The sequence below is a fragment of the Rathayibacter sp. AY1H3 genome (genome assembly GCF_002932015.1).
Map to the genome: position 1 here is coordinate 37,250 of NZ_PSUU01000007.1, position 23,944 is coordinate 61,193.

Consider the following 23,944-nt stretch of genomic DNA (forward strand, 5'->3'; position numbering starts at 1 on the left):
CGTCCCTGGTTCTCCGTCCTGATGCCTCCCCAGGCCTACTGTTCTGCGACGTCCCGTACGCGACCGGACTCCGAGCCCTTGAGAGAGGAGACGTCTGGTCGACTTCAGACGCTCGGGCTCCCGTCGTCGAGGTCCTCGTGGTGGCGGTCGACGTATCCAGCCATGCCGGGGACCGTGAAGGCGATCTGGCCGTGCTCGGGTGAGTAGACCAGTCCTTTGCTGATGAGCGCGGCACGGTAGGGCCCGAGGCTGGTTGTCGGGATACCCATTCGCTGCGTGACGAGAGCGGTGGAGGAGGGTCCCTCACCGTCGGCTGCCATGGCGCGGAGCATTCGTCGCTCTGAGCGCGTGGCTCGCTGCCATCGTGAGCGGAAGAATCCGGCATCGAGCTGTTCGGTCCCGTACTGCACTGCTGCCGTGGCGTCGGCCAGAGTGACAAGACGACTGGAGAGGTTCCATGCGGCCTGCCCGTACTCCTGAATGAAGTACGGGTAGCCGCCTGCGGCTTCGAGGAGAATCTCGAGCGCATCGGGAGCGAACTCAGCGCCGAGCCGCTCCGCGGGCTCTCGGAGAGCGTGCGCCGCATCGTCGCGAGAGAAGGTGCCTATCTGTCGGTAGTTGAAGAGGCGCTCGGCGTACGAACGCGTCTCGGTGAGGACACGGGGGAGATTCGGGAGGCCGGCGGCGATGATGTAGAACGGCCACTCCCGCTGGTTCGCCGCATGCTGAGCGGCGATGAGCGCACCCATCGTCTCCGCATCGAGGTCCTGCATCTCATCGACGAACACACCGAAGGCACGACGACGCTCCCCCAGAGCGGTGGAAACGTCTTCGACGAGCTCGAGGAGGTCGACTTCAGCGTCGCCGGAGTCGGCACGTCCGTCGTTGAGTGCGACTCCGAGTTCGATCCCCGTTGCACCGACCTTCGCATTGAACGAGGAGATCGTGCCGAGTGCTTCTCGCATCAGCGCCGTCGGCTTCGAGCGGGTGAGCTTGCGAGCGGACACGACGAGCTCTCGAGCCAGGGCACGCCGTACGGCCCGCGCGCCGCCTTCATCCCGACGCGCCTCGAGGCGCACCGTGAGCCACTCGAACGACTCCGCCATGCGGTGCATCTCGTTCAACAGCACCGTCTTGCCGACGCCGCGGAGGCCCGTGAGGACGATGCCGCGATCGCTCATTCCATGCGTGACACGAGCGCGGATCGTGTCGAACGCTTCGAGCTCGCCAGTCCGACCAACGAGCTCGGGCGGCCGCCGACCGGATCCAGGGCTGTAGGGGTTCTGCTCAGGCAACATCTAGCCGATGATAGTCACCTCTAGCCGAAACCTAATTCGTCGCTATCGACTGCAATCGTCCGCGCCGGCGCCACGTGGTGGCGACCATGCGATGCTGCGAACCCCCGTTCCAGCTTCCCTTCGAGTCGCCGCCGGGCAGCGCATCGGACCCTGCACGCTGAAGGGCGAGCGCGAGCCATGTCCGCTCCGACCGAGGATCGGCTCGCGCCGTCGATCCGGGTTCGGCCGGGCGCATGCTGCTGCGGTCACTCGGACAGCAGCGGGATCGAGCGGCCCACGCGCCTGCCGTACTCGGCGATGGCGCGGCCGACGGGGAGCCGCTCGGCCTCGTAGCGCTGGAGCGCCTCGTCGACCGGGTGCCGCGCGAGGGAGCCGGCGAGGGCCAGCGCGTCGCCCGCCGCCTTGGCCGCACCCATGGCCGTGTGCGGCCGCACCGTCACGGCGGCGTCACCGAGGAGGGCGACCCGGCCGCGGACCGTCCGCGGCGGGACGTAGTCGACGATCGCCTGCAGGAAGGGCTGCGGCTCGGCCAGGACGGCAGCCGCGAAGGGCGGCGGCAGGCGGTCGAGCGCGTCCTCCTCGAGCCGGCGGCGGAGATCGGGAGCGAGGTCGCCGGGCGCGAGGGACACGCTCTCCGGCGGACGGCCGGACGCCGTCATCACTCCGCGGAGGGCGTCCTCGGAGAGGGGCCGGTACCAGACCCAGTTGTAGCGCCGTCGGCCGGGCTCCACCTCGCCGGCTGGTCCGGGGACGAGGTATCCGAGCATGTGCTCGCCGGGCGCGGTGTAGAAGGCGAAGCGTCCGAGCAGAGTCGCCGCGGCCTCGGCGGGGAGCGCCGACTCCGGGATCAGCCCGCGCCAGGTCGAGTAGCCGGCGTAGCGGTTCCCCGGCGCCTCGGGCGCGACCGCCGCGCGCATGACGGATCCGAGGCCGTCGGCTCCGATGACGACGTCGAACTCCAGGCCGCTCCCGTCGCGCAGCTCGACGACGACCGGGTCCGTCCCGACCGAGGGGCGCACCCCGGCGACGGCATGGCCGAGGAGGTAGCGGTCGGCGGGGATCCGCGAGCGGAGCGTGTCGTAGAGGTGGTCCCACGACACCTGCGTCTGCGGGGAGGGGTCGCGGCCGATCACGCGCCCGGAGCGGTCGAGGGTGATCCGCTCGTGCGCGACGACGCCGACCCGCGCCTCGTCGTCGCGGCCGATCGCGTGCAGGAGGTCGATCAGGTCCTGCTGGGCCACGAGCCCGGCTCCCCGCCGCGACAGGCCCGTCGCCGACCGCTCGAGGACCGTCACGCGGTGCCCGTCGCGGACGAGCAGGGCCGAGGCGAACAGTCCGCCGATCGAGCCGCCGACGATCCCGACGTCGAGCGGGCGCACCGCTCCTCCTGCTGCCATGAGCGCGACCGTACCGGCGAGCGCGCGGCGCCCGTTCCTACAGACGGCGGAACAGCGCGGCCTCAGGTGCGGTCGTCCGCCCGCAGCGACCGGATCATCCCGCGGAGCAGGCGCGCCGCCGCCTGCCGCTCCTCCTCCGCGAGCCCCTCCAGCATCCGCAGCTCCACCCCGCGGACGGCGGCGGACGCCTCGGCCAGGCTCCGGCGTCCGCGCTCGGTGAGCCTGGCGGGGAGCGCCTTGCCGACCGGAGCGGCGTCGGGGCGGGTGACGACGCCGTCGCGCTCCAGAGTCTGCAGCAGGACGTTCATCGACTGCCGGGTGACGAAGGCGCCCCGCGCGAGCTCCGAGTTCGAGAGGCCCGGCCGCTGGGCGAGGAGCTCGAGGCAGGAGTAGTGGGTGACCGTCATCCCGAGCGGGCGGAGCACGGCCTCCATCGCCGCGCGCAGGGCGCTCGACGCCTCCTTGAGGAGGTAGCCGAGCGAGGTCTCGAGGTCGATGCCGTCTTGACTCATGTCAGTATTCTGACATACGCTCCGGTGTGTCAGAAAGCTGACACAACCGAGGAGGAACCCCATGCCCGTCACCGGCCCCGACTTCGTCTCGCTCCAGGTCCGCGACCTCGCGGCGTCCCAGGCGTTCTACGAGCAGTACCTCGGCCTGGTCCGCTCGCCCGCCGGCCCGCCGCACGCCGTCGTCTTCGCGACGACTCCGATCGCCTTCGCCCTGCGCGACCTCGCGCCCGGCACCGACCTCGACTCCGCCTCCCGCCCCGGTGTGGGCGCCGCGATCTGGCTGCACGCGACCGGCGTGCAGGAGATCCACGACGCGCTCGTCGCCGACGGGCACCCCGTCGTCGCGGCTCCCATCGACGGCCCGTTCGGGCGCACCTTCACCTTCGCCGACCCGGACGGCTACCACGTCACCCTGCACGACCGCGCCTGAGCGGAGTGAGACGGGGCGGGGCCGACCGCGCCTGAGCTGAGCGGGGCGGAGCGGACGAAACGGGGCCGGGCGCCTCAGCCCATCGCGCGCAGCTGGGCGGCGAAGAGGTGCAGCGAGCGGTCGACCTCGGGCAGCGCCGGCGTCCGGTTGAGGTGCCCGTGGGGCATGCCGGCGGCCAGGTGCCCGGTCACGGCGACGCCCGCCTCCGCGAGCTGGCGCAGGAGCAGCTCCGCCGACCCCCGCAGCTCGTCGTACTCGTTCACGACAACCGTGACCGGAGGCAGACCCGCCAGCGGCGCGGAGCCGGGCAGCGCCTCGACGGGGAGGTCGGAGATCCGCCCGAGGTAGGTGCGCACCATGCCCTCGATGCTCGACGGAGGGAAGCGGAGGACCGGCGGCAGCTCGCGCAGCTCGGCCGCGATCGCGTCGTCGACGGCGGGGTTGGGGAAGTGGGCGAAGGGGTAGGCCAGGAGCACGTGCTCCGGCAGCCGCGCACCGGCGTCGCGCTCGCGGAGGACCGCGCCGAGGGCCAGGGCCGCTCCCGCGCTCGCGCCGCCGATCGCGACGGGTGTGGATCCGGACTCCGTGCTGCGGAGGTGCCGCCAGGCGGCGTGCACGTCGTCGAGCGGGACGGGGTAGCGGACGTCGGGGCCGGCGAGCCGGTAGTCGACGGAGACGACCCGGGCCCGCGCCCGGTGCGCGAGCTCCGCCGCGACGACGTGCGACTCGCGCATGTCGACGCTGCCGGCGGCGAATCCTCCTCCGTGCACCCAGAGCAGAGCGCGCTCGGGCGCGGCGGGCGAGTACACGCGCAGCGGGATCGGTCCGTGCGGGCCGGACGCCGTCTCCGCGACGACGTCGATCCCCTCCGGCAGCGACCAGGGCCCCGGATCCTCCTCGAACGCGGCCATGCGGGCGGCCTGCTCGGCGTCGAGCGGATACGCGAGGCCGGCCAGGAGGGGCAGCCGAGCGGCGAGGTACGGATCGAGCGGCATCGGCGCCTCCTGCGGGGTCGGGGTCGCGGACCACGCTAGCCCGGCCGCGGGTCCTCGAGCGGCGCCTGCTCAGCCGCGTCTCTGCAGGAGCAGCACGCCGTCCAGGAGCACGGCGGCCGTGCCGTCGGGAGCGGTCACGGCGCGCTCCCGCGTCTCGACGAGCTCCGCGGTCCACTCGGCCGGGTCGAGGGCCAGCTCGGCGAGCTCCTCCTCGGGGCCGACGAGGTGCATCGCTCCGTGGCGGTGGTCGTCGCCGCTCGCCCACGGCGGGGGCGCGGCGTGCGAGACGACGGCGAGGCGGCCGCCGGGAGCGACGACGGAGGCCGCCCGCCGCAGCACGTCGATCCGCGGGAACTCGGCCATCGAGTGCAGGAAGCTCGCCGTCACCAGGTCGAACTCCCCCACGACCGGCCAGTCCTCGGCGAGGTCGGCCTGCACGAAGTCCACGTCGGCGCCCCGCTCGGCCGAGGCCGCGCGCGCCCGGCCCAGCGCCGTCTCGGAGAGGTCGAGCCCGGTGACGCGCCAGCCGAGCGACGCCAGCCACAGCGCGTCCGCCCCCTCGCCGGCGCCGAGGTCGAGGGCGCGGCCCGGCGGCAGCGAGCCGACCAGCCCGACCAGCGTCGCGTTCGGGCGGCCCGACCAGATCCGATCGGAGTCGGCGTAGCGCGCCTCCCACTGCTCGCGTGCGGTGCTCATGCTGCTCCTCGTCCCCGGGCGCAGGGGGCACCCGCGTCGAGGATGCCGCGCCGCCGCTCCGGCCGCCAGCCGTCGTGCCGAACCGGCACGGGCACCCGTCCCGCGGACGACACGGCCGGACGGAGCCGCGGCGCCGCGCGGACCCGCCGGACGCACTTCCCCGACACGCCCCGCGCCGATTAGCGTCGGTGCATGGCCCTCCGACTCGAAGAGATCATCGTCGACTGCACCGACTTCCGGACCCTCGGGCACTGGTGGCAGGAGGCGCTCGGCTGGGACGTCGTGGACGAGGACGAGGACGGCATCGAGCTGCTCGCCCCGTCGGGCCGCGGGCCGAGCCTCCTCTTCCTCGACGTACCCGAGCGCAAGACCGTAAAGAACCGCCTGCACCTGGATTTCGTGCCGGACGACCAGGAGGCGGAGGTCGCGCGGCTGGTCGGCCTGGGGGCGACGCGGTCCGACATCGGGCAGGGCGAGCAGTCCTGGGTCGTGCTCGCCGACCCGGAGGGCAACGAGTTCTGCATCCTCTCGGCGCGGGAGTGAGAGCGCTTCCACTTTCCGGGACGGTTGTCGGGAAAGCGCTTCCATGCGCACGCATCGAAAAAGAATCTGAGAAGTCAAGGGTAGAACGATCGTTCTCGACTCCCTAGCATCGCCTCCGACGCGTTTCCCGACCGGGAGCGCGCGGAGCCGAGGAGTCACCGTGACCACCTACGACAGACCCGTCGCCGCCGTCGGCATGACGCAGTCGCAGCAGCAGGGCGAGCTGCTCGCAGGCCGCGCCCTCGAGAACCGCGCCTTCGGCCTCTACGCGTACGCCTACCGCCTCACGCTGTCGGACTCCGCGGCGAGCGCCGCCCTCCGCCACGCGGCGGTCACCGTCCGCAGCGGACGGCCGCAGGGACTCGACGACACGGGCGCCCTCGACCTGATGCGCTCCGAGGTCGGGCGCGCGAGCGTGCAGCGCGGCGGCTCCGCGATGGAGCGCGCCGAGCAGGCCCCCGCGGCGATCCGCGAGGACGACCTGCTGCGCTCGGGCTTCCACCGCCGCCTGCACGCCCTGCCGACGCTCGAGCGCCAGGCCTGGCTGCTCCGGCACACCGGCGGCCACGACGTCGACGCGATCGCGGCGATGCTGCAGGAGCCGGCGGAGCGCATCCGCTCGGCCCTCGCCTCGGCCGCCCGCACGCTGGTCGAGGGCGAGCTGGCCGAGAGCGAGTCCGCGGAGTAGCGCGGCACGAGGTGCCCGAGAGACGCCGGGTCGAGCCGGCGGCGCCCCTCAGGCGTCTGGGACCCGGCCGCGACTCGGCGCGAACGGGAGGACGGGGTCAGTCGAGGTAGTCGATGTCGTCCCACGGCTGGTGGACGTCACCGGTGTCGCGGTCGTCGTCCGGCACCTCGAGCTCCTCGAAGATCACCGGAACACCTGTCGAGATCAGGACGCTGACCTGGCGGTTGCCCACGATCACGAAGTCGACGAGGCCTCCTCCGGCCTGCGTCGCCTCGGTCGCCGACCGCTTCAGCTCGGCGACGTCGGTCCCCTGGGACAGCCCGTAGGTCTTGCCCTCGATGGTGACGGTGGTGCGGATCATGTGGCGCTGCTGCTCCTCGGCTCGATGGGTTCAGCGTACGAATCGCGACAGAGCGCTGCCAGGCCTTGCGGTGGACGCCCGCGGCTGCCACGGGTGAAGGGGCCGGCTGAGGCGAGCGGCGTCCGGAGCCGAGGCCGGAAGCAGCGTGACGGGCCGCTCGGGCGGATCCGCCGCTCCTGACCTCGGTTCCGGACACCGGGCGGCGGAGTCAACCGGGCGCGCTCCACGGAGCTCCCGCCGTAGCGTGGAACCTGTCCGCACGTTCCGCATCCAGCGACAAGGAGGATCCGATGACCGAGAAGAACACTCCCGAGGACCCGCAGACCACCGACCCCGAGCACGTCGACCCCGAGACGGCCACCGACCCCGAGGGCGACCCGGTCGAGAACCCGTCGGGCTGACGCCCGCACCGGAACGGCCCGCGGCCACCGGGACACCGCTGAAAAGGCGGAGTCCCGGGGGTCGCGGGCCGTTCCCGTGTCCGGCGCCGCCATACTGACGGAGTGCAGGCCGAGGACGACGAGCGCAGGGATCTCGAGCGGATCCTGTCGGCCCGACCCCGCGACGACGGCGCCGACCGGGACGAGCGGCGCGAGGCGCTGCGACGGCTCGGCGAGCTGGAGGCGGAGGACGCGCCTCCCGGAGTGACGCGGTCCGGCGCGCAGACCGGCGCCGCGCCGTCCGGAGCGCAGCCGGCCGCGGCGCATCCCGCGACGGCGACCGACTCGCTTCTCCCCCTGCCCGCGACCGCACTCCCGCTGTCGGCGACCGCCGGCTCCGGGACTCCGGGTTCGCCCGCCGGGCACCCCGACCGGCCGGCCCCGCGGACGCCGCACCCGCGCCGCCGCCGCCTCGTGCTGGCTGCCGCGATCGTCGGCGGAGCCGCGGTCGGCGCGATCGTCCCCACCGCGCTCCTCCTCCCTCCGCCCGCGGACCCCGTCGCCCCGCCGACCGCCTCCGCGGATCCCGCCGACCGCTTCGCCGCGCTCGTCGAGGGCTGGGAGCCGACCACCGACGTCCCGCCGGGCCTCGCTCTGCTCGCCGGGGAGGCCACGGTCTACGGCTCCGGGTTCGACACCGCCGAGAACGACCGCCTGCTGATCACCGAGCCGAACGGCACCACGGTGTGCCTCGCCGTGCAGCGCCCGGACGCGTCCTTCTTCGCCGGCTGCACCGGCTCGGAGGCGTTCTTCGCCGGGGAGCCCCTCCGGGTCAGCGGCACGACGCTCCGCAGCGGCGCCCCGGTGTACACGCAGATCCTGCTCCGCCCGGACGGGACGATCGAGGGCGGCTACCAGCTGGTGCCGGAGTCGCCGCAGCCCGAGGCGGAGGAGTCCGGAACGGTGGAGTCCGGGTCACCGGACCCCGCGACCAGCGAGCCCTGAACCGCCGGGCCCGCGACCAGCGAGCCGTGAGCCCGCGACCAGCGAGCCGCTAGGCGCGCGTCGCCTCCGCCGCGTCCGCGATCACCTGGGCCGCGGACGCCGTCCGCTCCCACACCGCGCGCTGCCGCTCGGCGCCCGTGCCCCGCGCCAGGACCCGCTCGACGCCGCACGCCGCGACCTCCTCGTCGCCCGACTCCGCCAGCGCCCGACCCGCGTGGTCGAGCAGGCGTGCCAGTACCGCGGAGGCGGGGGCCGGGCAGCCGTCGACCGGATCGATGAGGTCGCCGGTCGTGCCGTGGCGGCTCGCCAGCCACGAGGAGACGGCGATCACCGGAGTCGGCAGCGGCACGGGCGGGACCCCGGCGCCCGCGTCGCGCACGGCCGTCTCGGCGAGCGCCCGGATCAGGACGGCGATCAGCGCCGAGTCCTCGGCGTGCAGCGGGACGTCGGCGATGCGCACCTCGACGGTCGGGTGCGCGCGGGAGAGACGGGCGTCGAAGTAGAGCATCCCCTCGTCCAGCAGCACGCCGCAGGAGGTGAGGGAGGCGACGACGCTCCGGTACTGCTCGACGTCGCCCCAGATCCCGACCGGGCCGGCGGTGGGCCAGCGCCCCCAGGACTGGTAGCGCCAGCTGGCGAACCCGGTGTCGACGCCGGCACTCAGCGGGGAGTTGGTGCTCAGGGCGAGGAGGGCGGGCAGCCAGCCGCGCAGCCGGTCGAGGACCGCGATCCCCTCCTCCGGCGACCCGATCCCGACATGGACGTGCAGGCCGCAGGTGAACTGCTCGCGGGCGACGAGGCCGAAGCGCTCGGCCATCCGGTCGTAGCGCTCGTCGGCCGAGAGGTGCGGCTCGAACGCGGCGGGGCTGGTCGCGACCGCGACGGCGCGGGCGCCGACCTCGCGGGCGGAGTCGTCGGCCAGGCGGCGGCCCTCGCGCAGTCCGGCCAGCAGCGCGTCGTGCGTGCGGGCGGGCGAGCCGACCGCCTCGATCTGCTCCGCCTTGAGCTCGGCGGCCAGGGCGACCGCAGCGGAGCCGCGCATGGAGCCGAGCAGCAGCGGCGCCGCGGGCGTCGGGAGGAACGTGCCGGCGTCGACGAGGAGGTACTCCTCCTCCACCCCGAAGGTGCGGGCGCTCATCGGAGCGCCTTCCGCTCGAGTCCCCCGCCGCAGCCCACCCGGTCATCCCACCGTGCCGGGCGCCCGCCGAGCAACCGTCCTCGGCCGATGTTCAGCGTCGGGACGCCCGCGACGCCGGTCCGCGGGCGGGCTGTCAAGGCCGGGTGCAGCGGGGCGCGGAGCGGCAGGATCGGAGCACACCCAGAACCGGAGGTCCCCGTGCCCGACAGCACTCCCGAGCAGGCCGAGTACGACGTCGCCGTCATCGGCGCAGGACCCGCGGGGACGGCCGCCGCCCTCCGCGCCGCTGAGCTGGGAGCGCGCGTCGTCGTGCTCGAGGCCGCGCGCGTCGGCGGCACCTGCGTCAACACCGGCTGCGTGCCCACCCGCGTCCTCGCGAAGACGGCGCGGATGATGCGCGAGACCCGCTCCGCCGGCGACTACGGGATCGAGATCGGCACTCCCGTCCTCGACTGGGCCGCGACCGTGCGCCACGTGCACGAGCGCGTCGACCTGGTGCGCTCGATCAAGCGCGAGGCGCAGCGGTTCGGGGAGGCGGGGGTCGACCTGATCCACGAGGGCCGCGCCCGCTTCGTCGACGAGAGCACCCTCGTGCTCGACAGCGGGCGGCGGATCCGCGCGCGCTCGATCATGGTCTGCGTCGGCGGGCACTCGCGGCGGCTGCCGATCCCGGGCGCCGAGCTCGCGACCGTGCCGGAGGACGTGCTCGGGCTGACCGAGCTGCCGCGCCGCGTCGCCGTGATCGGCGGCGGCAACACGGGCGCCCAGCTCGTCACCGTCTTCAACGCCTTCGGCTCCGAGGTGACGCTCCTCGACGTCGCCCCGCGGATCCTGATGACCTCCGACTCCAGCATCTCCGAGCACGTCGGCGCCGCCTTCGAGCGCCAGGGCGTCCGCGTCCGCACCGGGATCGAGACGGTGTCGGGCATCGAGCGGCAGGACGACGGCTCGCTCGCGATCGCGTGGCGCGAGGGCGGCGAGGACCGCACGGCCGAGGTCGACGTGGTGATCATGGCCACCGGCTGGCCCGCCGACGTCGAGGACCTCGGACTCGAGAACGCGGGCATCGAGGTCGTCCGCTCGGCGATCCCCGCCGACCAGTACTTCCGCACCGTCGTGCCGCACATCTTCGCGGTCGGCGACGCGAACGGGCGCGACATGCTCGTCCAGGCGGCGCAGTTCGAGGCGGAGGCCGCCGCCGAGAACGCGGTGCTCGGCGCGAACCGGCGCACGCCCCAGTTCCTCCTGCCCGCGGGCGGATTCACGGACCCTGACTACGCGGGCGTCGGCTTCACGCAGGAGCAGGCCCGCGAGCGCGACCCGCAGTGCGTCGTCGCCTCGGTGCCGTTCTCCAATTTGGACCGCGCCGTCATCGACGACCGCGAGAACGGGTTCCTCACGCTGATCGCCGACCGGCGCCGCGAGCTGCTGCTCGGTGCGCACGCGGTCGGCGAGAACGCGATCGAGGTCGTGCAGTCGGTGACCACGGCGATGGCGGCCGGAGTCGACCTCGCGACCCTCGCGAACGTCCGCTTCGCCTACCCCACCTACAGCGCGGTGATCGGGATGGCGGCGCGCGCCCTGCTGGCCGAGCCGGCGCGCCCGACCGAGCTGGACTGACGCGCTACCCGATCCCCGGAGGCGGCGCCAGCCCCGAACCGGCGGCCCGCCGCCTCCGAACAACTGGAGACGGGCACTCCGCCCGCCCCGCCGAGAGGAACCCCTGTGCCGATCCCCGCTGTCGACTACAACCACGTCCGACTCACCGTCCGCGACATCGCCGTCTCGCGCCCCTTCTACGACTCCGTCTTCGGCTTCGACGTCGCCTTCGAGGCGCCGCCGGCCGACGCGTCGCCGGAGGAGAAGGAGCAGCTGGCGTTCGTGTTCGGCGGCGTGATCTACCAGTTCCCGGGCGGACTGCTCGGCCTGCGCCCCGTCGCGCCCGGCGACGACCGCTTCGACGAGGACCGGGTCGGGCTCGACCACGTCAGCTTCACCGTCCCCGACCTCGACGCGCTGAAGGCCGCCGCGGCCGTGCTCGACGACCTCGGCATCGCCCACGAGCCGATCAAGGACGCCGGCGGCATGAGCCTCCTCGAGTTCCGCGACCCCGACAACATCGCGCTCGAGATCACGTCCCCGAGCTGATCGGAGCAGCGCGCGTATCGAGATCTCCACGCACGAACGGGCAGGTCTCGATACGCCGCTTCGGGCTACTCGACCAGCAGAAGTCCCCGACATGCTGATCGAGTAGCGCGCTCAGCGCGCGTCTCGAGATCCTCGCGAACCCACGGAGCGCGGACTACGGACGACGTCGACGGTACGGAGTCGTCGTCGACACCCGGACCAGGCCCGCGCGCTCCAGGATGGGCCGCGAGTACTCGGTCGAGTCGCTGTGCACGAGGGTCTTCCCGAGTGCCTGTGCGGAAGCGGCGCGGGCGGCCGTGACCAGGCCGTAGAGCCCGCGTCCGCGGTACTCCGGCAGCGTCGCTCCGCCCCAGATGCCGGCGAAGGCGGTGCCCGGGACGGGCTCGAGCCGGCCGCCGGACGCCATGCGCCCGTCGACCTCGGCGACCCACAGCTCCATGCCGTCGCCGCGCGCCAGGCGGGCGACGAGCGAATCGGCGATCGACACGTCGACCTCCTCCTCGAAGGCGGCGTCGATCATGGCGCTGAACGCGCGGACGTCCGGCTCGTCGACGACCCGCCGCAGGACGACCCCCTCCGGGACCGGCCGGTCCGAGAGCAGTGCCTCGACCGGGCCGATCATGATCGATTCGGCCTCGTCCGGCGCGAAGCCGTTCGCGACGAGCGCGTCGTGCAGGCCGGGGGCCTCGTCGTGGCCGCGGGTCTTCCACTCGACGCGGGTGATGCCGGGATCGGCGTCGAAGTGCGCGCAGGCCGCGGCGACCAGGCGGGCGATCTCCGCGGAGGAGGCGCCGGCGAGGTCGCGGTAGGTGACGAAGCCGCGTCCGCCGGCGAAGGTCACCAGACGCAGAGGCCCCTCGCGCGTCACGGAGACGGCGCTCGGGGTCTCGGCGTCGGAGCGGAGCTGGTCGTCGTAGGCGCGGAGGTAGTCGGAGCTCATCGCCCCGACGCTACCCCCGGACCCGGGCGATCAGGTCCTGGATGAAGGGGATGACGTCCTTCGCCTGGTCGACGCTGGCGAATCCGGTCGCGACGAGCGGCCAGATCGAGCCGATGAGCGTCGCGATCACGGCGGCCACCGCGGCGACCCAGGCGAGGGCCGCGTTGCGGGAGAGGAACGCGACCGCGAGGCAGGCCAGGCCGACCGCGTAGCTGAGGACGATCGAGAGGACGATCGCGCCGACCGGGACGTCGAGCGCCCCGGCCGTGGTGCCGTCCGCCGCGCCGATCAGCCCGAGGACGGGCAGCAGCACGGCGACGACGACCACGAACGAGAGCACGACGCCCGTGCCGAGCGCGATCCAGGCCGCACGCGGCCTGCGTCGCGCGCCGTACGAGCGGGTGCGCACGGGACTACTCCCGACCGGCGGCGGACGACGCGCGGTCGTCCTCGGAGCGGTGGGCGTGGGCGTCGTCGGACGCGGCGTCGCGATCGGCCGCGGCCTCGTCGCGCTCGACGTGCTCGGACTCCTCCGCAGGAGCGACCTCGACGGTCGCGGTGCGGGGGTCGCCGTCGTCGTCCACCGGCTCGACCTGGACGCGGACCACGAACTCCGCGGTCTCGCCGACGGCCGGAGCCGCGTGCGTCTCGACGCGGGGGTCGTCCTCGTCGCGCTCGGCGGCGCGCTCGTCGTCGGCCGTCTTCTGGGCGGCTGCGCGCTCGTCGCGCTCGTCGGCCGCACGGTCCATCGCGTCAGCGGCGTCGTCGGCGGCGTCCGCCAGACGTCCGCGGGCGGAGTCGACGGCACCGGAGACGGCGTCGCGAGCGTTCCCGGCGGCCTCCTTGGCGGAGTCGCGGGCGTCGGACGCGGCGCGCTTGGCGGTGTCGACGAGCGGCTCCTTGTCCTCCTCCGGCTTCTCGATCGGGTCGAACGGGCCGTGGACGTCGGTCGCCTCGACGTTGACGACGACGTGGCCGCCGGCGACCGGCTCCGCCACGCGCTGCACCTGATCGCGCACGGCGTCCAGGACCTCGCGGACGGGGTGGGGGTACTCGACGACGAGGTCGATGTCGACGGTGGTGACGCCGTCGGCCTTCGAGACCGTGACTCCAGGGACGGTGCTGGTGCCCAGCACGCGGCGGGAGGCGCGGTCGAGGCCGCGGGCGACGGCTCCACCGAGGTGGTGGACGCCGGACACGCGCTGGGCGCTCTCGCCGGCGGCGGTCGCGACCCGGCTCTCGGTCGACTCGGGCTCGGACGGCTTCCCGTCGCGGCGGGCGGACTCGCGCCGACTCTGCTCGTTCGGGGTCGGCTGCTCATCGGTGCGGATGCGCTCGACGGTGCCGGGCTCCATCGGATCGGACATGGGGTGCTCCTTCAGAAAGACTTCCATCCCGCCTGAGCGGGGCTCTCCGGCCCTCCCGATCGGGAGGGCCGGACGGTGGTGCCGGCGGCTACTGCACGCGGGCCGTGCCGTTCATCTTCGTCCGCAGACCGCTGACGATCTGGATGACGACGGGCGTCTCCTCGCCGAGGAGGGCGTCCCACTGGCGGACGGCCTGGTCGACCGTCTGCCGGGTGCGGGCGGGCGAGGCGCCGCGGCGGGTGTGCGCGGTGACGCGCAGCACCTTCTGGTGCTTGATCTCGAACGCGGTCACGTCGACCGCGACGATGGACGGCTCCTGTGACAGGGCCTCCTCGAGGACCTGCTCGGCGACCTTCGCGTCGATGGTGACGGAGCCGCCTGTGGGCGTCCCCGCTCCCTCTCCCGAGCCGACGCGCAGCAGCGTGGAGGTGCGGCCGCGGCCCTGGCGCACGATGAAGCGCACCAGCAGCAGGATGAGGACGAGCGCGACGACCGCGGTGACCCAGAGGATCCACGGGGTGCCGCCCGAGAGGGCCTGGCTCGTGGGGTCGGCCGCGTCCTGCGCGGCGGTGGACACGTTCTCCTGGACCTGCGGGAGCAGCGACCCCACCGCGACGGCGCCGCCGGCGAGGAGGAGGACGAGGCCCACGACGAACAGGAGCAGCCGGTTGAGGAATCGGTTCGTGGTGGTCATCAGCGGACCGTTCCCTTCTCGGACAGGCGCACCTTGGAGCGCAGGCGCGGGGTGCAGTCGAACGTGGCGAGCTCGGCGTCGACGGCCTCGCGGATCGGCGTGACGTCGATGCTGCGGCCGGAGGTGCGGGAGACCGTCACGTCGACGACGCGGGATCCGACCGACACCGACACGTTGTCGGGGTCGACGTCACCGGCGTAGCCGGCGGTGCGGGCGACGGCCTGCGCGATGACGCGGTCGTCGACGATCGCCGCGGTGCGGTCGGTGCTGACGGCGCGACGGCCGCGACGGCCGGGCTTGAGCGACACGACGATCAGGACGAGCCCGATCAGAGCGAGCACGGCGCCGGCGGCGGCGGTCAGCGCGATGGGCGCCGCGGCCGCGTTGAGCAGCGAGGACGCTCCGTCCTGCGGGGCCACGAGCAGCGCGGGCTGGCCGAGGACGGCGAGGACCGCCTCCGTGCCCAGCCACGCGAACAGGAGGATGAGCAGGACGGCGAGGACGATCGCCGATCCGGAGCGGGACGAGTGCGTCTCGCGCCGCACCAGGCGCGGGTAGAGCGCCCGGCCGGCAGTGGTGGGAGTCGTCACGACACCCTCCTTCGTTCTCGGAGGTCGGCACCGGTGATCCGGAGGTCGACCCGGCCGATCGTGGAGCCCGTCAGTTCGAGGCAGCGCGAGCGGATGGTCGTCTGCGCCCGGCTGAGTCGGTCCAGCAGCGTCCCGGAGGAGCGGCGGCCCGTCTCGCCCAGGGGCGTGACGTGGATGGGGGCGTGCGCGACGACATGGAGGCGTCCTCCCTCGTCGTCGAGCTCGACGGACACGTCGGACGAGTTCACGTCCAGCGCCTCCGCGGTGACGGCCGACACGACTCGGCGCACGGCGCGCGAGCTGATCGTCGTGCGGCCGTGGCTGGCCTCGTCGGCCATCACCGCCGCGGTCACGAGGACCGCCGCCCGCGGAGGGTGTCGCCGAGGGAGCGCAGGTCGAGCTTGCCCTCGACGACCCGCCCGACGCCGTAGCCGATCGCCATGGCGAGGGCGACCCAGAGGAGCGCCCAGAAGCCGAAGACGAGGGCGGTCAGCGCGAGGACCGCGCCGAGGACCAGGCCGATGTGGGACGGAGTCACTTGACGCGGCTCTCGGTCTCGTCGTCCTTGTCGTCCGAGGGGATGAAGACGTCGGAGATGGTGACGTTCACCTCGGCGACCTCCATGCCGACGACCGAGGAGATGGCCTCGGAGACGGCGGAGCGGATGCTGTCGGCGAGCTTCTGCAGCGCGACGGGGTACTCGGCGACGACGGTGATGTCGGCGGCGACCTGCTTCTCGCCGACCTCGACGGAGATGCCCTGGCCGCGGTCCTGCGCGTTGATCGCGTTGCGGATGGCGCCGATGGCGCGGGCGGCGCCGTTGCCCAGGTCGTGCACGCCGGGGACCTCGCGGGCCGCGATGCCGGCGACCTTCTCGACGACGCCGTCGGCGATCGTGTTCTTGCCGGCCGAGGTGGCGGTGCCGTGCTTGGCCGAGGAGGCGTTGGCGAGGCTGGTGGGGGTGACGTTGGTCATGATCTTCTCCAGATGGTCAGAGGTCGTGGCCGGGGCCGCGGTGCTCACGATCCGTGGCACATGATGAAGACGAGGCCCGGGGCCCGGACGTCCCGGTGGCTCAGCCAAGGTGCAGGGAACGTCGAGCGGAGATGCGTTTCGCGGCCACCGGCGTCCACAGGCCTCGGCGGCGCACTCGCTGAGCGGCCAGCGGAGTGCACAGCCGCGTCAGGCCGCGGTCGCCGTCCCCGCCGGGAGTCGGCGGTCGCGCCGACGGGTGAGGGCGCGGCGCCAGGCGGGGCTCCACCGCTCCTCGGCGACCGCGTTGACGCCCCACGACAGCAGGAGGACGACGACGAAGGCGACGAGTCCGGCTCCGTCGCGGCCGATCAGCGGCCAGAGCGCGCTGACGATCGCGCTGCCCACGACCAGATGGAGGATGTAGAGCGAGTAGCTGATCCGCCCGAGCCAGAGCAGCGGCGCCCATCGCAGCACGGCGGTCCGGCGCCGCATCGCGACGACCGCGACGGCCGCGCAGACGCCGAGGACGACCGCTCCGTCCGGCCCGCCGTGGAGGAGCTGGGCGTTCAGGGCCGCGATCAGAGCCGCCGGCACGGCGAGGAGCTCGAAGCGCCCCTGGCGTCGCGAGAGGAACAGCAGCATCCCGACGCAGAAGAGCGGTCCGTACTCGGCCAGCGTCAGGTTCGCCAGGACCCGGACGGCGACCGGCGCCGAGACGACGTCGACGCCTCCCGAGACGAGGTGGGCGGCGACGGAGGCGGTCGCCGCGACGCCGAGCCAGACGACCGCCAGCACGCGGACCAGCCGATCCGTGAACCGGCACTTCGTGAGGACGAGCACGAGCAGCACCAGCAGGTAGAACTGCATCTCGACGGCCAGCGTCCAGAACGCGCCGTTCACGTTGGGTACCAGCAGCAACCGCTGCACCATGGTGAAGTTGAGCAGCAGCTCCAGCGGCGTGAGGTCGGTGCCGGGGACGCGGGCGAGAGCGCCGACGACGATGGAGACGACCACCGCGATCCAGTAGGCCGGGTAGAGGCGACTGACGCGGGAGATCGCGAAGTCCGACGGCCGCCGCGCGCGGTCCGCGGACATCAGGATCACGAAGCCGCTGATGACGAAGAAGAGCTGGACGCCGAACTCACCGAACGGGAGCGCGAAGGATCCCGGCGGTGCATCGGGATGATCGAGCGAGAACGCGGTGGTGAAGTGGTAGACGACCACGCCGAGGGCGGCGAGGCCGCGCAGACCGTCGAGCTCGACGAAGCGTGACGCCACGGCTCCCCCGCTCCGGAGCCCCCGCCCCTCGCTCGAGTGTTCCAGAGCGCTCCGGCCGCCCGCGCGTCGGCCGTCCGTCGTTCCGCGCCGCGCCCGGCACCCGCCTCGACCCGCATCCCGGCGGCGGAGGCGCGGGGAGGGCGGCGCTCAGCTCTCGGGACGGATGCGGAGCGCGCGGGCGAGGGCATGCCGACCTGACCGAGCGGTTCGTCGCGGATGCGATCGCGTCGGCCTCGCGCATGACCGAGCGCGGACTCCTCCCCGCGGAGGAGCAGCGCGTCAGGCCTCGTGCAGGTGACGGTCGAGCGTCATCCAGTTCTCCCGGCTGAGGCGGGCGGCGCCGTCGGTGTCGCCCGCGCGGAGGCACTCCACGATCGCGCGGTGCTGCTCCACGGATCCGCGGGCCGCGAGGGAGGCGAAGCGCTGGCGCTCGGCACGGCGGATGAGCGGAGTGGCCTGCTCGAGCACGTCCTCGATCATCCCGTTGCCGCTGAGCCCGGTGAGCACCGCGTGGAACGCGTCGTCGGAGCGCAGCGCCAGCTCGACGTCGCCCTCCGCCAGCGCCCGCGCGAAGTCGTCGTTCGCCGACTCCATCGCGGCGAGCGCCTCCGGAGTGACGGCCGGGCCAGCGAGGCGCGTGGCGAGCTCGTGCATGGCGGCGGCGATCTGCTGGGCGTCGCTGATGCTCTCGGCCGTGGCGGGGGTCACGATCGTCGCCCGGCCGGGCTTGGCCGAGACGAGGCCGACGCGGGCCAGCCGGAGCAGCGCCTCCCGGATCGGCGTCCGGCTGACTCCGAGCCAGGCCTCGAGCTCCTGGTCGCGGAGGCGCTCCCCAGTAGGCGCGCGAACCTGATGCCCCCACCGGCGCCGGAGAAGCCTCGCGCTCCTCGATGAGCGAGAGGACATAAGCTCCCACACGTGGCAGCCGGCGCAGTGATGTACAACTTCGCGATACAGCTGGCTGATGTGGACCGCGGTGTCTACGAGGACATCACGTTGCGGGCCGCTCGGCACCCCTCCGAGACCGACACGTACATGATGACGCGCGTGCTCGCGTACTGCCTCGAATACGTGGAGGGGATCACCTTCAGCGAGGGGATCTCGTCGACAGCGACCGAGCCGGCGGTGCTGGTCCGCGATCTCACCGGCAGGCTGACCACGTGGATCGAGGTGGGCGCGCCGGACGCCGAGCGACTGCACTTCGGGAGCAAGCTGGCCGACCGCACGACGGTCTACACGCATCGCAACCCGGAGAAGGTGATCGCTGCGTGGTCCGGCAAGCGCGTCCACCAGCTCGAGCAGATCACCGTGCAGAGCTTCGACCAGGGGTTCCTGGATGCCGCGGTCGCGGTACTCGAGCGCCGCAACACGCTGACCGTGTCGGTCGTCGAGGGGCAGCTGTATCTCGAGTTCAACGGCGTGACGTCGAGCAGCGACATCCACGTGCATCAGCCGGGCTGAGCCGGCGCCGAGTGTCACGAGGTCCGTGTCCTGAAGACCGGTCGGAGGACACGATGGAGCATCCTCCGAAACGGTCCCTCGGGACACACCCGGAGACGACGAGGGCCCGGCACCGTCCTGAGACGGTCCGGGCCCTCGGGCTCGCAGGGGCTGAGCGTCAGCGGCGCAGCGTGTGGCTCGGCTTCTCGTCGAAGCGCACCTGGTACGCGCTCGCGAAGCGGCCGAGGTTGCCGAAGCCCCACTCGCGGGCGACCGCGGCGACGGTGGTCGAGCAGGGGTCGCCGGCGACCAGGTCGGAGTGGGCGCGGTCCAGCCGCACGTCGCGCAGGTAGACCGACGGCGACACTCCGAGGTGCCGCTTCGTCGCCTGCTGCAGCGTGCGGGTGTGCAGACCGGCCGCGCGGGCGGCGTCTGCCGGGGTGATCGGCTCGTGGGCGTGGTGCTGGAGGAAGTCGAGCGCGACCCGGGTGCGGGACGCGGACGGGCGCCGCAGCACGGCCGGCACGTCCCACGCGCGCCACGGGAACAGCAGGAGCAGCACGCGGGCGAGGTCGAGCTCGGCGGTGAAGCGCACGAGCGGAGTGATCGCGGCCGTCGCGAGCGCAGCGCTCGCTTCCGTCACCGCGGCGCGCCAGCGGGCGAGGACGCCGGGGTCGGCGTCCGCCCCGTGGTCGAAGGAGACGGGCTGGCGGGGGCCGGCGTGCGTCTCGGTCGCGACGTCCTCGAGGAACCCGGGGGCGAAGTGGATGAGGTTCTGCCGGTGCGGCTCGAACTCGAGCCCGAACTGGCGCTCCGCGGGGAACAGGAACGGGGCCGACAGCGCGCCGGTCCGGGTGAACGGCGGCAGGTTCAGGCGTCCGCCGCCGGCGCGGAACCAGCCGACGACGTACTCCTTCAGGTGGGGGACCTGGCCGGTGAGGGCGCCCGAGCAGTCGGAGGTGCGCAGGGTCACCCGGTCGCTGCCGCGGACGGCGTAGCGGTAGGAGAAGCCGCGCTGCGACGGAGCGACTCGGAACTCGCCTCCGCCGTACGCCTCGGAGTAGACGGCGGACGCGGCGGACGGATCGTCGCCGGAGGCTTCGTAGCGCCGGTCGGCCCGCTCGTCGCCCGCGAACGGGCTGCCGAGGGTGAAGGTCGACTCGCTCATGACGTCCGCCCGGGGCGGCGGCGGAGGGAGCAGTGCATGGGGACTTCTTCCGGGTTCGGGGTCCGTGCGCTCGGGGGGACGCACGAGGGGTACGGAATCAAGACGTGTCGAGGAGCCGGAATGTCACGAATCCCGTCTCGAGACGTCCCCCATCGGCGGCACTCGCAATCCGGCCAGCGGATTCGGCGGCCCGTTGTCAAGGCTGGTAGTCATGCCGGACGGCGCCCCACACTGAGGGCATCGGCGCGCGGGGACACCGCGCGCGGGACCGCGGAGGAGGCGCTCATCGACGACGACCCCCTCCTGAACGCGTCCGACGCGACCCTCGCCGCGCGCGCCGTCGACGGCGACGTGCAGGCGTTCGAGCAGCTCGCCCGCCGCCACGGCGCGCTCATGCGCGTCTACGCCGCGAAGCTCCTCGGCTCCGAGGCGGAGTCCGAGGACGTGGTGCAGGAGGCGTTCCTCACCGGCTGGCGGCGTCTGGCCGATCTCGACAGCCCGGCGCACATCCGCAACTGGCTGATGCGCATCGTCACCCACAAGGCGATCGACCGGATCCGCGTCCGCCGCCGCCACGACGACATCGACGACTGGGATCCGCCCGCGCCGCCCGAGCACTCCCCCGAGCGCATCGTGGAGGCGCGACTCCAGCTGGACGCGGTCTGGGAAGCGCTGGACCGATTGCCTGCTGATCAGCGACGCTGTTGGCTACTCCGCGAGACCGCCGGCTACAGCTACCAGGAGATCGCCGACGCTCTCGAACTCCCCGTCTCGACGGTCCGCGGCCTCCTCGCCCGGGCCCGTCGATTCCTGCTCCACGAATTGGAGGCATGGCGATGACCGACGACGCCGCCGTGCCCGAGGACGACCTCGACGGCCACACGCTCGAGGAGCTGGGCGAGTACCTCGACCGCGGCCGCGAGCCGCGCGACCCCTCGATCGAGAACTCCGCCGCGTGCCGGCTCGCTCTCGCGAACCTCACCCGCCTCACCGAGCTCTCGGCACGGGCGCTGCGCCAGGAGGCCGACCGCGAGCCCGACCGCGACGAGGTCTGGATCGCCGGCCTGCTCGACGCGATCCGCTCCGAGGTGCGCTCCGGCCGCGACATCCCCGTCCGCCACCCCGACCCGACCCTCCGCCTGGCGCTCACCGAGGCGGCCGTGCGCGGGATGATCCGCCGCGCCGGCGACACGATGGGCGGCGTCATCATGGGCCGCTGCACCCTCGACGGCGACGTCTCGGCTCCCGGCGCGGTGGTGCGGATCGACGTGACCTGCGCCCTCGAGTTCGGCCTGCCGGTCGCCGTGGCCGCCGACCGCCTGCGCGAGCGCATCCGCTACGCCCTGGAGCGCCACACCGAGCTGACCGTCGGCGCGATCGACGTGACCGTCGACGACGTGTACCCCCACCGGGAGGAGCGGGAATGACCGACGACACCGAGCTCTCGCAGCGGCTGACCGCCGAGATCCGCGACATCGAGGGAGTCGCGGGGGTCTACCCCGCCCAGCCGATCGTCGAGGCCGCGGCCGACGCGCTCGCCGTGAAGCTGGACCTGCGGCAGCCCGACGTGCTGGTCGACATCGACCGGTCGGAGGGGTTCACCACGGTGAGCGCGCACATCGCCGCGTCCGCCGCACTGCCGGCCCCCGAGACGCTCCGCCTGGTGGGCGAGCGGATGCACGCGCTGCTCGCCGCCGACCCGTCGGTCTCGGGGCCGCTCGCCGTGAACGTGAAGGTGCGCCTCATCGAGGATTCGGGGCGCGCCGAGCACTGAGCGGGGCCGCCGCCGCCCCCCTCCCGCGAGAGGCCACCCGAGTACCTCGCGCGGCGTGCCGCGTACCGAGGTGGCGTCTCGCGGAAGGGATCAGGGGCAGCCCGACCGCGTCAGCAGGAGACGAGGCGGTCGAAGCGGGACGCGACTCCCGAGCTGTCGCTGAACTTGCGGTTGATGACGCTCATCTTGTTGCAGCCGCTGTCCGGGCCGTTCTTCCAGATGACCTTGACGTTGCTCGCCTGGTCGCAGTGCCACCACACCGTGACCTGCGCGCGACCCAGGGAGTCGCGCTGCGAGCGGACCTCGTAGCAGTTGCCCGGGCCGCCGTTCCGGTAGACGAGCTGCCCGGCGGAGGCGGGGGTAGCGACGGCGACGGCCCCTCCGAGGGCGAGGGCGATCGCGGCGAGCGTGGCCGTGAGACGACGGTGCATGGTGTTCTCCTTCGAACGGGCGATCGGAGGCGACGGCGGCCGCCCCTCTGCCAGCACCCTGGACCCGGCCCGGCCGAGCCCGGTCGTGAGCTTTCGTGCCGGAGATCACCCCGCCTGGAGGGTGGGGATAGAGCGAGTACTCCTCACTAGCGTCGAGGCGCGTGCAGCTGCGCGCCCCTTCGACGCAGAGGACTCGCCATGCCTTCACGACTCCTCGACCGGCCGCGACTCGCCCTCGCCCTCGCGGCCCTGTGCCTCGGAGTGCTGGCGGCGACACCCCCGCAGGCGGTCGCCGCCCTCGCACCGGCGTCCACGACTCCGACCGCCTCGTCCGCCGGCCAGGCCGTCACGGCGGCACCCGCCGACGCCCCGGGCTGGACCACGCTCCTGCGCGACGACTTCACCGGGCCGGCGGGCGCGCCGGTCGGGAGCCAGTGGGAGCACGAGGTCGGCACCTGGGGCACCGGGGCGGTCGACCGGACGACCGCGTCGACGGCGAACGTCTTCCTCACGGGCGGCGGCGCTCTGGGAATCCGCGCCCTCCGCGACTCCGCCGGAGCCTGGACCTCCGGGCGGATCGTCACCGCCGACAAGTCGTTCTCGGCGCCGGCGGGCGGCCGACTGCTGATGACCGCCTCGATCCAGCTGCCGGACGTCGCGCAGGCCACCGGCTACTGGCCCGCCTTCTGGGCTCTCGGGCGGGACGCGAACGCCGTCATCGACTGGCCGGCGACCGGCGAGTTCGACATGCTCGAGGCCGTCAACGGCACCGCCCAGGTGATCCAGACGCTGCACTGCGGAATGCCGGACGGCGGCCCCTGCGACGAGCCCGCCGGCCGGACGAGCGGGATGCTGGACTGCGCGTCCTGCGTGACGGGGTTCCACCGCTACTCCGCCCTGCTCGACCGGACCGTGCCCGGCGACGAGCGCGTGGAGTTCCTCGTCGACGGCGTCACCCGGCACGTGGTGCGGGAGTCGGAGGTGGGGACGGCCGCGTGGCAGGCCGCGGTCCCGAACGACGTGCTGCTGATCCTGAACCTCGCCATCGGGGGCGGGCTGCCGAACGGCGTGTGCGGGTGCGACAGTGCAGCCGCTCCGAAGAGCTCCGGCGGGACGATGCTCGTCGACCACGTCGCGGTCTACCGGTCCGACGCGGCGCCGGCTCCGGTCGTCGTCGGGACCGCCGCGGTGGGCGCGACCCTGTCCTCCTCCGCCGGCCGGACGGGACCGCTCGTGCATCGCTGGGCGGCGGGAGGCGTCGACATCGCGGGAGTGACGGGTCCGGATCTCGTGGTCCCCTCCTCCGCGGTCGGCAAGCGGGTGACGGTGACGGTGAGCGCCGCCGACGGCTCCGGCCCGACGACCTCGCAGCCGACCGCACCGGTCGCCGCCGGCACCCTCGGCGCCGCGACGCCGACCGTCACGGGCACGGCCCGGGTCGGAGCGGTGCTCACGGCAGCCCCGGGTCCGTGGACGCCGACTCCCGTCAACCTCACCTACCGGTGGAAGGCGGACGGCGCGGCCATCGCGGGAGCGACGTCGCCGCGGTTCACGCTCACGAAGGCTCAGGCGGGGAAGCGGATCACGCTGACCGTCACCGGGACGAAGACCGGCTACTCCACCGCGAGCCGGACCTCCGCGGCGACGGCGGTCGTGGGACGGTGACGGGCGCGGGCTGTCCCCCGCCCGCCACCGT

30 protein-coding genes and 1 pseudogene are annotated in these 23,944 nt (G+C 73.5%); 11 read left to right on the forward strand and 20 right to left on the reverse strand.

Annotated features, from left to right (window positions below):
- Window positions 1–104: 104 nt before the first annotated feature.
- The 3 genes from C5C33_RS04565 to C5C33_RS04575 all read right to left on the reverse strand — a co-directional run bounded on the left by C5C33_RS04565 (window position 105) and on the right by C5C33_RS04575 (window position 3,207).
- Window positions 105–1,298, reverse strand: coding sequence for an ATP-binding protein (locus tag C5C33_RS04565; RefSeq protein ID WP_104225860.1), 1,194 nt, complete (start codon window positions 1,296–1,298; stop codon window positions 105–107).
- A gap of 245 nt (window positions 1,299–1,543) precedes the next feature.
- Complete coding sequence (locus tag C5C33_RS04570; protein WP_219814937.1) at window positions 1,544–2,695, reverse strand: FAD-dependent monooxygenase; 1,152 nt, start codon at window positions 2,693–2,695, stop codon at window positions 1,544–1,546.
- Between the two features lie 62 nt (window positions 2,696–2,757).
- On the reverse strand, window positions 2,758–3,207 hold the full coding sequence (locus tag C5C33_RS04575; protein WP_104257475.1) for a MarR family winged helix-turn-helix transcriptional regulator: 450 nt from the start codon (window positions 3,205–3,207) through the stop codon (window positions 2,758–2,760).
- A 61-nt stretch (window positions 3,208–3,268) separates the two neighbouring features.
- Here C5C33_RS04575 and C5C33_RS04580 point away from each other — a divergent pair, with 61 nt between their 5' ends.
- Entirely contained in the window at window positions 3,269–3,637 is a 369-nt protein-coding gene (locus C5C33_RS04580; protein ID WP_104238135.1) for a VOC family protein, read from the forward strand.
- A 74-nt stretch (window positions 3,638–3,711) separates the two neighbouring features.
- Here C5C33_RS04580 and C5C33_RS04585 read toward each other — a convergent pair whose 3' ends face one another.
- Window positions 3,712–4,632, reverse strand: a complete 921-nt coding sequence (locus C5C33_RS04585) for an alpha/beta hydrolase fold domain-containing protein (protein ID WP_104260525.1) — start codon at window positions 4,630–4,632, stop codon at window positions 3,712–3,714.
- A 69-nt stretch (window positions 4,633–4,701) separates the two neighbouring features.
- Entirely contained in the window at window positions 4,702–5,328 is a 627-nt protein-coding gene (locus tag C5C33_RS04590; RefSeq protein WP_104260526.1) for a class I SAM-dependent methyltransferase, read from the reverse strand.
- A gap of 192 nt (window positions 5,329–5,520) precedes the next feature.
- Here C5C33_RS04590 and C5C33_RS04595 point away from each other — a divergent pair, with 192 nt between their 5' ends.
- On the forward strand, window positions 5,521–5,871 hold the full coding sequence (locus C5C33_RS04595; RefSeq protein WP_104260527.1) for a VOC family protein: 351 nt from the start codon (window positions 5,521–5,523) through the stop codon (window positions 5,869–5,871).
- Between the two features lie 160 nt (window positions 5,872–6,031).
- Window positions 6,032–6,559 carry a hypothetical protein gene (locus tag C5C33_RS04600; RefSeq protein ID WP_104232920.1) on the forward strand — a complete coding sequence of 176 codons (528 nt, stop codon included), beginning with the start codon at window positions 6,032–6,034 and terminating at the stop codon, window positions 6,557–6,559.
- A 97-nt stretch (window positions 6,560–6,656) separates the two neighbouring features.
- On the opposite strand, the gene C5C33_RS04605 is transcribed toward C5C33_RS04600, so the two are convergent.
- On the reverse strand, window positions 6,657–6,920 hold the full coding sequence (locus C5C33_RS04605; RefSeq protein WP_104224053.1) for a hypothetical protein: 264 nt from the start codon (window positions 6,918–6,920) through the stop codon (window positions 6,657–6,659).
- A 503-nt stretch (window positions 6,921–7,423) separates the two neighbouring features.
- On the opposite strand from C5C33_RS04605, the gene C5C33_RS04610 reads away from it, so the two are divergent.
- Window positions 7,424–8,305 carry a hypothetical protein gene (locus C5C33_RS04610; RefSeq protein WP_104260528.1) on the forward strand — a complete coding sequence of 294 codons (882 nt, stop codon included), beginning with the start codon at window positions 7,424–7,426 and terminating at the stop codon, window positions 8,303–8,305.
- Between the two features lie 49 nt (window positions 8,306–8,354).
- Here C5C33_RS04610 and C5C33_RS04615 read toward each other — a convergent pair whose 3' ends face one another.
- A complete protein-coding gene (locus tag C5C33_RS04615) occupies window positions 8,355–9,443 on the reverse strand; it encodes a glutamate--cysteine ligase (RefSeq protein WP_104260529.1) in 1,089 nt (362 codons plus the stop codon).
- A 198-nt stretch (window positions 9,444–9,641) separates the two neighbouring features.
- Between C5C33_RS04615 and C5C33_RS04620 the strand changes: the two genes are divergently transcribed.
- Both C5C33_RS04620 and C5C33_RS04625 read left to right on the forward strand, forming a co-directional pair.
- On the forward strand, window positions 9,642–11,063 hold the full coding sequence (locus C5C33_RS04620) for an NAD(P)/FAD-dependent oxidoreductase (protein WP_258069178.1): 1,422 nt from the start codon (window positions 9,642–9,644) through the stop codon (window positions 11,061–11,063).
- 105 nt (window positions 11,064–11,168) lie between these two features.
- Entirely contained in the window at window positions 11,169–11,591 is a 423-nt protein-coding gene (locus tag C5C33_RS04625) for a VOC family protein (protein WP_104223996.1), read from the forward strand.
- Between the two features lie 154 nt (window positions 11,592–11,745).
- On the opposite strand, the gene C5C33_RS04630 is transcribed toward C5C33_RS04625, so the two are convergent.
- The 11 genes and pseudogenes from C5C33_RS04630 to C5C33_RS18940 all read right to left on the reverse strand — a co-directional run.
- Complete coding sequence (locus C5C33_RS04630; RefSeq protein ID WP_104247234.1) at window positions 11,746–12,531, reverse strand: GNAT family N-acetyltransferase; 786 nt, start codon at window positions 12,529–12,531, stop codon at window positions 11,746–11,748.
- Between the two features lie 10 nt (window positions 12,532–12,541).
- Entirely contained in the window at window positions 12,542–12,940 is a 399-nt protein-coding gene (locus tag C5C33_RS04635) for a hypothetical protein (RefSeq protein ID WP_104247233.1), read from the reverse strand.
- 4 nt (window positions 12,941–12,944) lie between these two features.
- Complete coding sequence (locus tag C5C33_RS04640; RefSeq protein WP_181136188.1) at window positions 12,945–13,898, reverse strand: Asp23/Gls24 family envelope stress response protein; 954 nt, start codon at window positions 13,896–13,898, stop codon at window positions 12,945–12,947.
- Window positions 13,899–13,986: 88 nt separating this feature from the next.
- Window positions 13,987–14,592: a hypothetical protein gene (locus tag C5C33_RS04645; protein ID WP_104260532.1), complete on the reverse strand. Its 606-nt coding sequence runs from the start codon at window positions 14,590–14,592 to the stop codon at window positions 13,987–13,989.
- Complete coding sequence (locus C5C33_RS04650) at window positions 14,592–15,182, reverse strand: DUF6286 domain-containing protein (RefSeq protein WP_104225847.1); 591 nt, start codon at window positions 15,180–15,182, stop codon at window positions 14,592–14,594. Before C5C33_RS04650 ends, C5C33_RS04645 begins: the two co-directional genes overlap by 1 nt.
- Window positions 15,179–15,535: a hypothetical protein gene (locus tag C5C33_RS04655; RefSeq protein ID WP_244230558.1), complete on the reverse strand. Its 357-nt coding sequence runs from the start codon at window positions 15,533–15,535 to the stop codon at window positions 15,179–15,181. Before C5C33_RS04655 ends, C5C33_RS04650 begins: the two co-directional genes overlap by 4 nt.
- Window positions 15,532–15,720: a DUF2273 domain-containing protein gene (locus tag C5C33_RS04660; protein ID WP_104223990.1), complete on the reverse strand. Its 189-nt coding sequence runs from the start codon at window positions 15,718–15,720 to the stop codon at window positions 15,532–15,534. The genes C5C33_RS04655 and C5C33_RS04660 overlap by 4 nt, the downstream gene beginning before the upstream one ends.
- Window positions 15,717–16,157 carry an Asp23/Gls24 family envelope stress response protein gene (locus C5C33_RS04665; protein WP_104223989.1) on the reverse strand — a complete coding sequence of 147 codons (441 nt, stop codon included), beginning with the start codon at window positions 16,155–16,157 and terminating at the stop codon, window positions 15,717–15,719. Before C5C33_RS04665 ends, C5C33_RS04660 begins: the two co-directional genes overlap by 4 nt.
- Window positions 16,158–16,364: 207 nt before the next feature.
- Window positions 16,365–17,435 (reverse strand): acyltransferase, encoded by a 1,071-nt coding sequence (locus C5C33_RS04670; protein WP_181136189.1) that lies wholly within the window; start codon window positions 17,433–17,435, stop codon window positions 16,365–16,367.
- 279 nt (window positions 17,436–17,714) lie between these two features.
- Complete coding sequence (locus tag C5C33_RS04675) at window positions 17,715–18,143, reverse strand: GntR family transcriptional regulator (RefSeq protein WP_258066398.1); 429 nt, start codon at window positions 18,141–18,143, stop codon at window positions 17,715–17,717.
- Window positions 18,144–18,152: 9 nt separating this feature from the next.
- A pseudogene (locus C5C33_RS18940) lies at window positions 18,153–18,341 on the reverse strand (GntR family transcriptional regulator); the annotation flags it as partial.
- A gap of 12 nt (window positions 18,342–18,353) precedes the next feature.
- Between C5C33_RS18940 and C5C33_RS04680 the strand changes: the two are divergent.
- On the forward strand, window positions 18,354–18,896 hold the full coding sequence (locus tag C5C33_RS04680; RefSeq protein ID WP_104260535.1) for a YaeQ family protein: 543 nt from the start codon (window positions 18,354–18,356) through the stop codon (window positions 18,894–18,896).
- Window positions 18,897–19,053: 157 nt separating this feature from the next.
- On the opposite strand, the gene C5C33_RS04685 is transcribed toward C5C33_RS04680, so the two are convergent.
- Window positions 19,054–20,043 carry a helix-turn-helix transcriptional regulator gene (locus C5C33_RS04685; RefSeq protein ID WP_104247226.1) on the reverse strand — a complete coding sequence of 330 codons (990 nt, stop codon included), beginning with the start codon at window positions 20,041–20,043 and terminating at the stop codon, window positions 19,054–19,056.
- 351 nt (window positions 20,044–20,394) lie between these two features.
- Between C5C33_RS04685 and C5C33_RS04690 the strand changes: the two genes are divergently transcribed.
- Genes C5C33_RS04690 through C5C33_RS04700 form a run of 3 tightly spaced genes read left to right on the forward strand, consistent with a single transcriptional unit; the run spans window position 20,395 to window position 21,817 of the window.
- Entirely contained in the window at window positions 20,395–20,883 is a 489-nt protein-coding gene (locus C5C33_RS04690; protein ID WP_244248147.1) for an RNA polymerase sigma factor, read from the forward strand.
- Window positions 20,874–21,470 carry an Asp23/Gls24 family envelope stress response protein gene (locus tag C5C33_RS04695; RefSeq protein WP_104223973.1) on the forward strand — a complete coding sequence of 199 codons (597 nt, stop codon included), beginning with the start codon at window positions 20,874–20,876 and terminating at the stop codon, window positions 21,468–21,470. The genes C5C33_RS04690 and C5C33_RS04695 overlap by 10 nt, the downstream gene beginning before the upstream one ends.
- Window positions 21,467–21,817, forward strand: a complete 351-nt coding sequence (locus C5C33_RS04700; RefSeq protein ID WP_104223972.1) for a hypothetical protein — start codon at window positions 21,467–21,469, stop codon at window positions 21,815–21,817. Before C5C33_RS04695 ends, C5C33_RS04700 begins: the two co-directional genes overlap by 4 nt.
- A gap of 110 nt (window positions 21,818–21,927) precedes the next feature.
- On the opposite strand, the gene C5C33_RS04705 is transcribed toward C5C33_RS04700, so the two are convergent.
- Window positions 21,928–22,248 carry a hypothetical protein gene (locus C5C33_RS04705; RefSeq protein WP_104260536.1) on the reverse strand — a complete coding sequence of 107 codons (321 nt, stop codon included), beginning with the start codon at window positions 22,246–22,248 and terminating at the stop codon, window positions 21,928–21,930.
- Between the two features lie 198 nt (window positions 22,249–22,446).
- On the opposite strand from C5C33_RS04705, the gene C5C33_RS04710 reads away from it, so the two are divergent.
- Window positions 22,447–23,913 (forward strand): family 16 glycosylhydrolase, encoded by a 1,467-nt coding sequence (locus C5C33_RS04710; protein ID WP_104260537.1) that lies wholly within the window; start codon window positions 22,447–22,449, stop codon window positions 23,911–23,913.
- Window positions 23,914–23,944 lie beyond the last annotated feature (31 nt).

Coding starts and splice junctions, on each gene's coding strand:
- C5C33_RS04575 (WP_104257475.1), bottom strand. CDS start 3,207: ATGAGTCAAGACGGCATCGACCTCGAGACCTCGCTCGGCTACCTCCTC.
- C5C33_RS04630 (WP_104247234.1), bottom strand. CDS start 12,531: ATGAGCTCCGACTACCTCCGCGCCTACGACGACCAGCTCCGCTCCGAC.
- C5C33_RS04590 (WP_104260526.1), bottom strand. CDS start 5,328: ATGAGCACCGCACGCGAGCAGTGGGAGGCGCGCTACGCCGACTCCGAT.
- C5C33_RS04615 (WP_104260529.1), bottom strand. CDS start 9,443: ATGAGCGCCCGCACCTTCGGGGTGGAGGAGGAGTACCTCCTCGTCGAC.
- C5C33_RS04570 (WP_219814937.1), bottom strand. CDS start 2,695: ATGGCAGCAGGAGGAGCGGTGCGCCCGCTCGACGTCGGGATCGTCGGC.
- C5C33_RS04710 (WP_104260537.1), top strand. CDS start 22,447: ATGCCTTCACGACTCCTCGACCGGCCGCGACTCGCCCTCGCCCTCGCG.
- C5C33_RS04580 (WP_104238135.1), top strand. CDS start 3,269: ATGCCCGTCACCGGCCCCGACTTCGTCTCGCTCCAGGTCCGCGACCTC.
- C5C33_RS04605 (WP_104224053.1), bottom strand. CDS start 6,920: ATGATCCGCACCACCGTCACCATCGAGGGCAAGACCTACGGGCTGTCC.
- C5C33_RS04595 (WP_104260527.1), top strand. CDS start 5,521: ATGGCCCTCCGACTCGAAGAGATCATCGTCGACTGCACCGACTTCCGG.
- C5C33_RS04585 (WP_104260525.1), bottom strand. CDS start 4,632: ATGCCGCTCGATCCGTACCTCGCCGCTCGGCTGCCCCTCCTGGCCGGC.
- C5C33_RS04645 (WP_104260532.1), bottom strand. CDS start 14,592: ATGACCACCACGAACCGATTCCTCAACCGGCTGCTCCTGTTCGTCGTG.
- C5C33_RS04695 (WP_104223973.1), top strand. CDS start 20,874: ATGGCGATGACCGACGACGCCGCCGTGCCCGAGGACGACCTCGACGGC.
- C5C33_RS04685 (WP_104247226.1), bottom strand. CDS start 20,043: ATGAGCGAGTCGACCTTCACCCTCGGCAGCCCGTTCGCGGGCGACGAG.
- C5C33_RS04700 (WP_104223972.1), top strand. CDS start 21,467: ATGACCGACGACACCGAGCTCTCGCAGCGGCTGACCGCCGAGATCCGC.
- C5C33_RS04665 (WP_104223989.1), bottom strand. CDS start 16,157: ATGACCAACGTCACCCCCACCAGCCTCGCCAACGCCTCCTCGGCCAAG.
- C5C33_RS04705 (WP_104260536.1), bottom strand. CDS start 22,248: ATGCACCGTCGTCTCACGGCCACGCTCGCCGCGATCGCCCTCGCCCTC.
- C5C33_RS04640 (WP_181136188.1), bottom strand. CDS start 13,898: ATGTCCGATCCGATGGAGCCCGGCACCGTCGAGCGCATCCGCACCGAT.
- C5C33_RS04565 (WP_104225860.1), bottom strand. CDS start 1,298: ATGTTGCCTGAGCAGAACCCCTACAGCCCTGGATCCGGTCGGCGGCCG.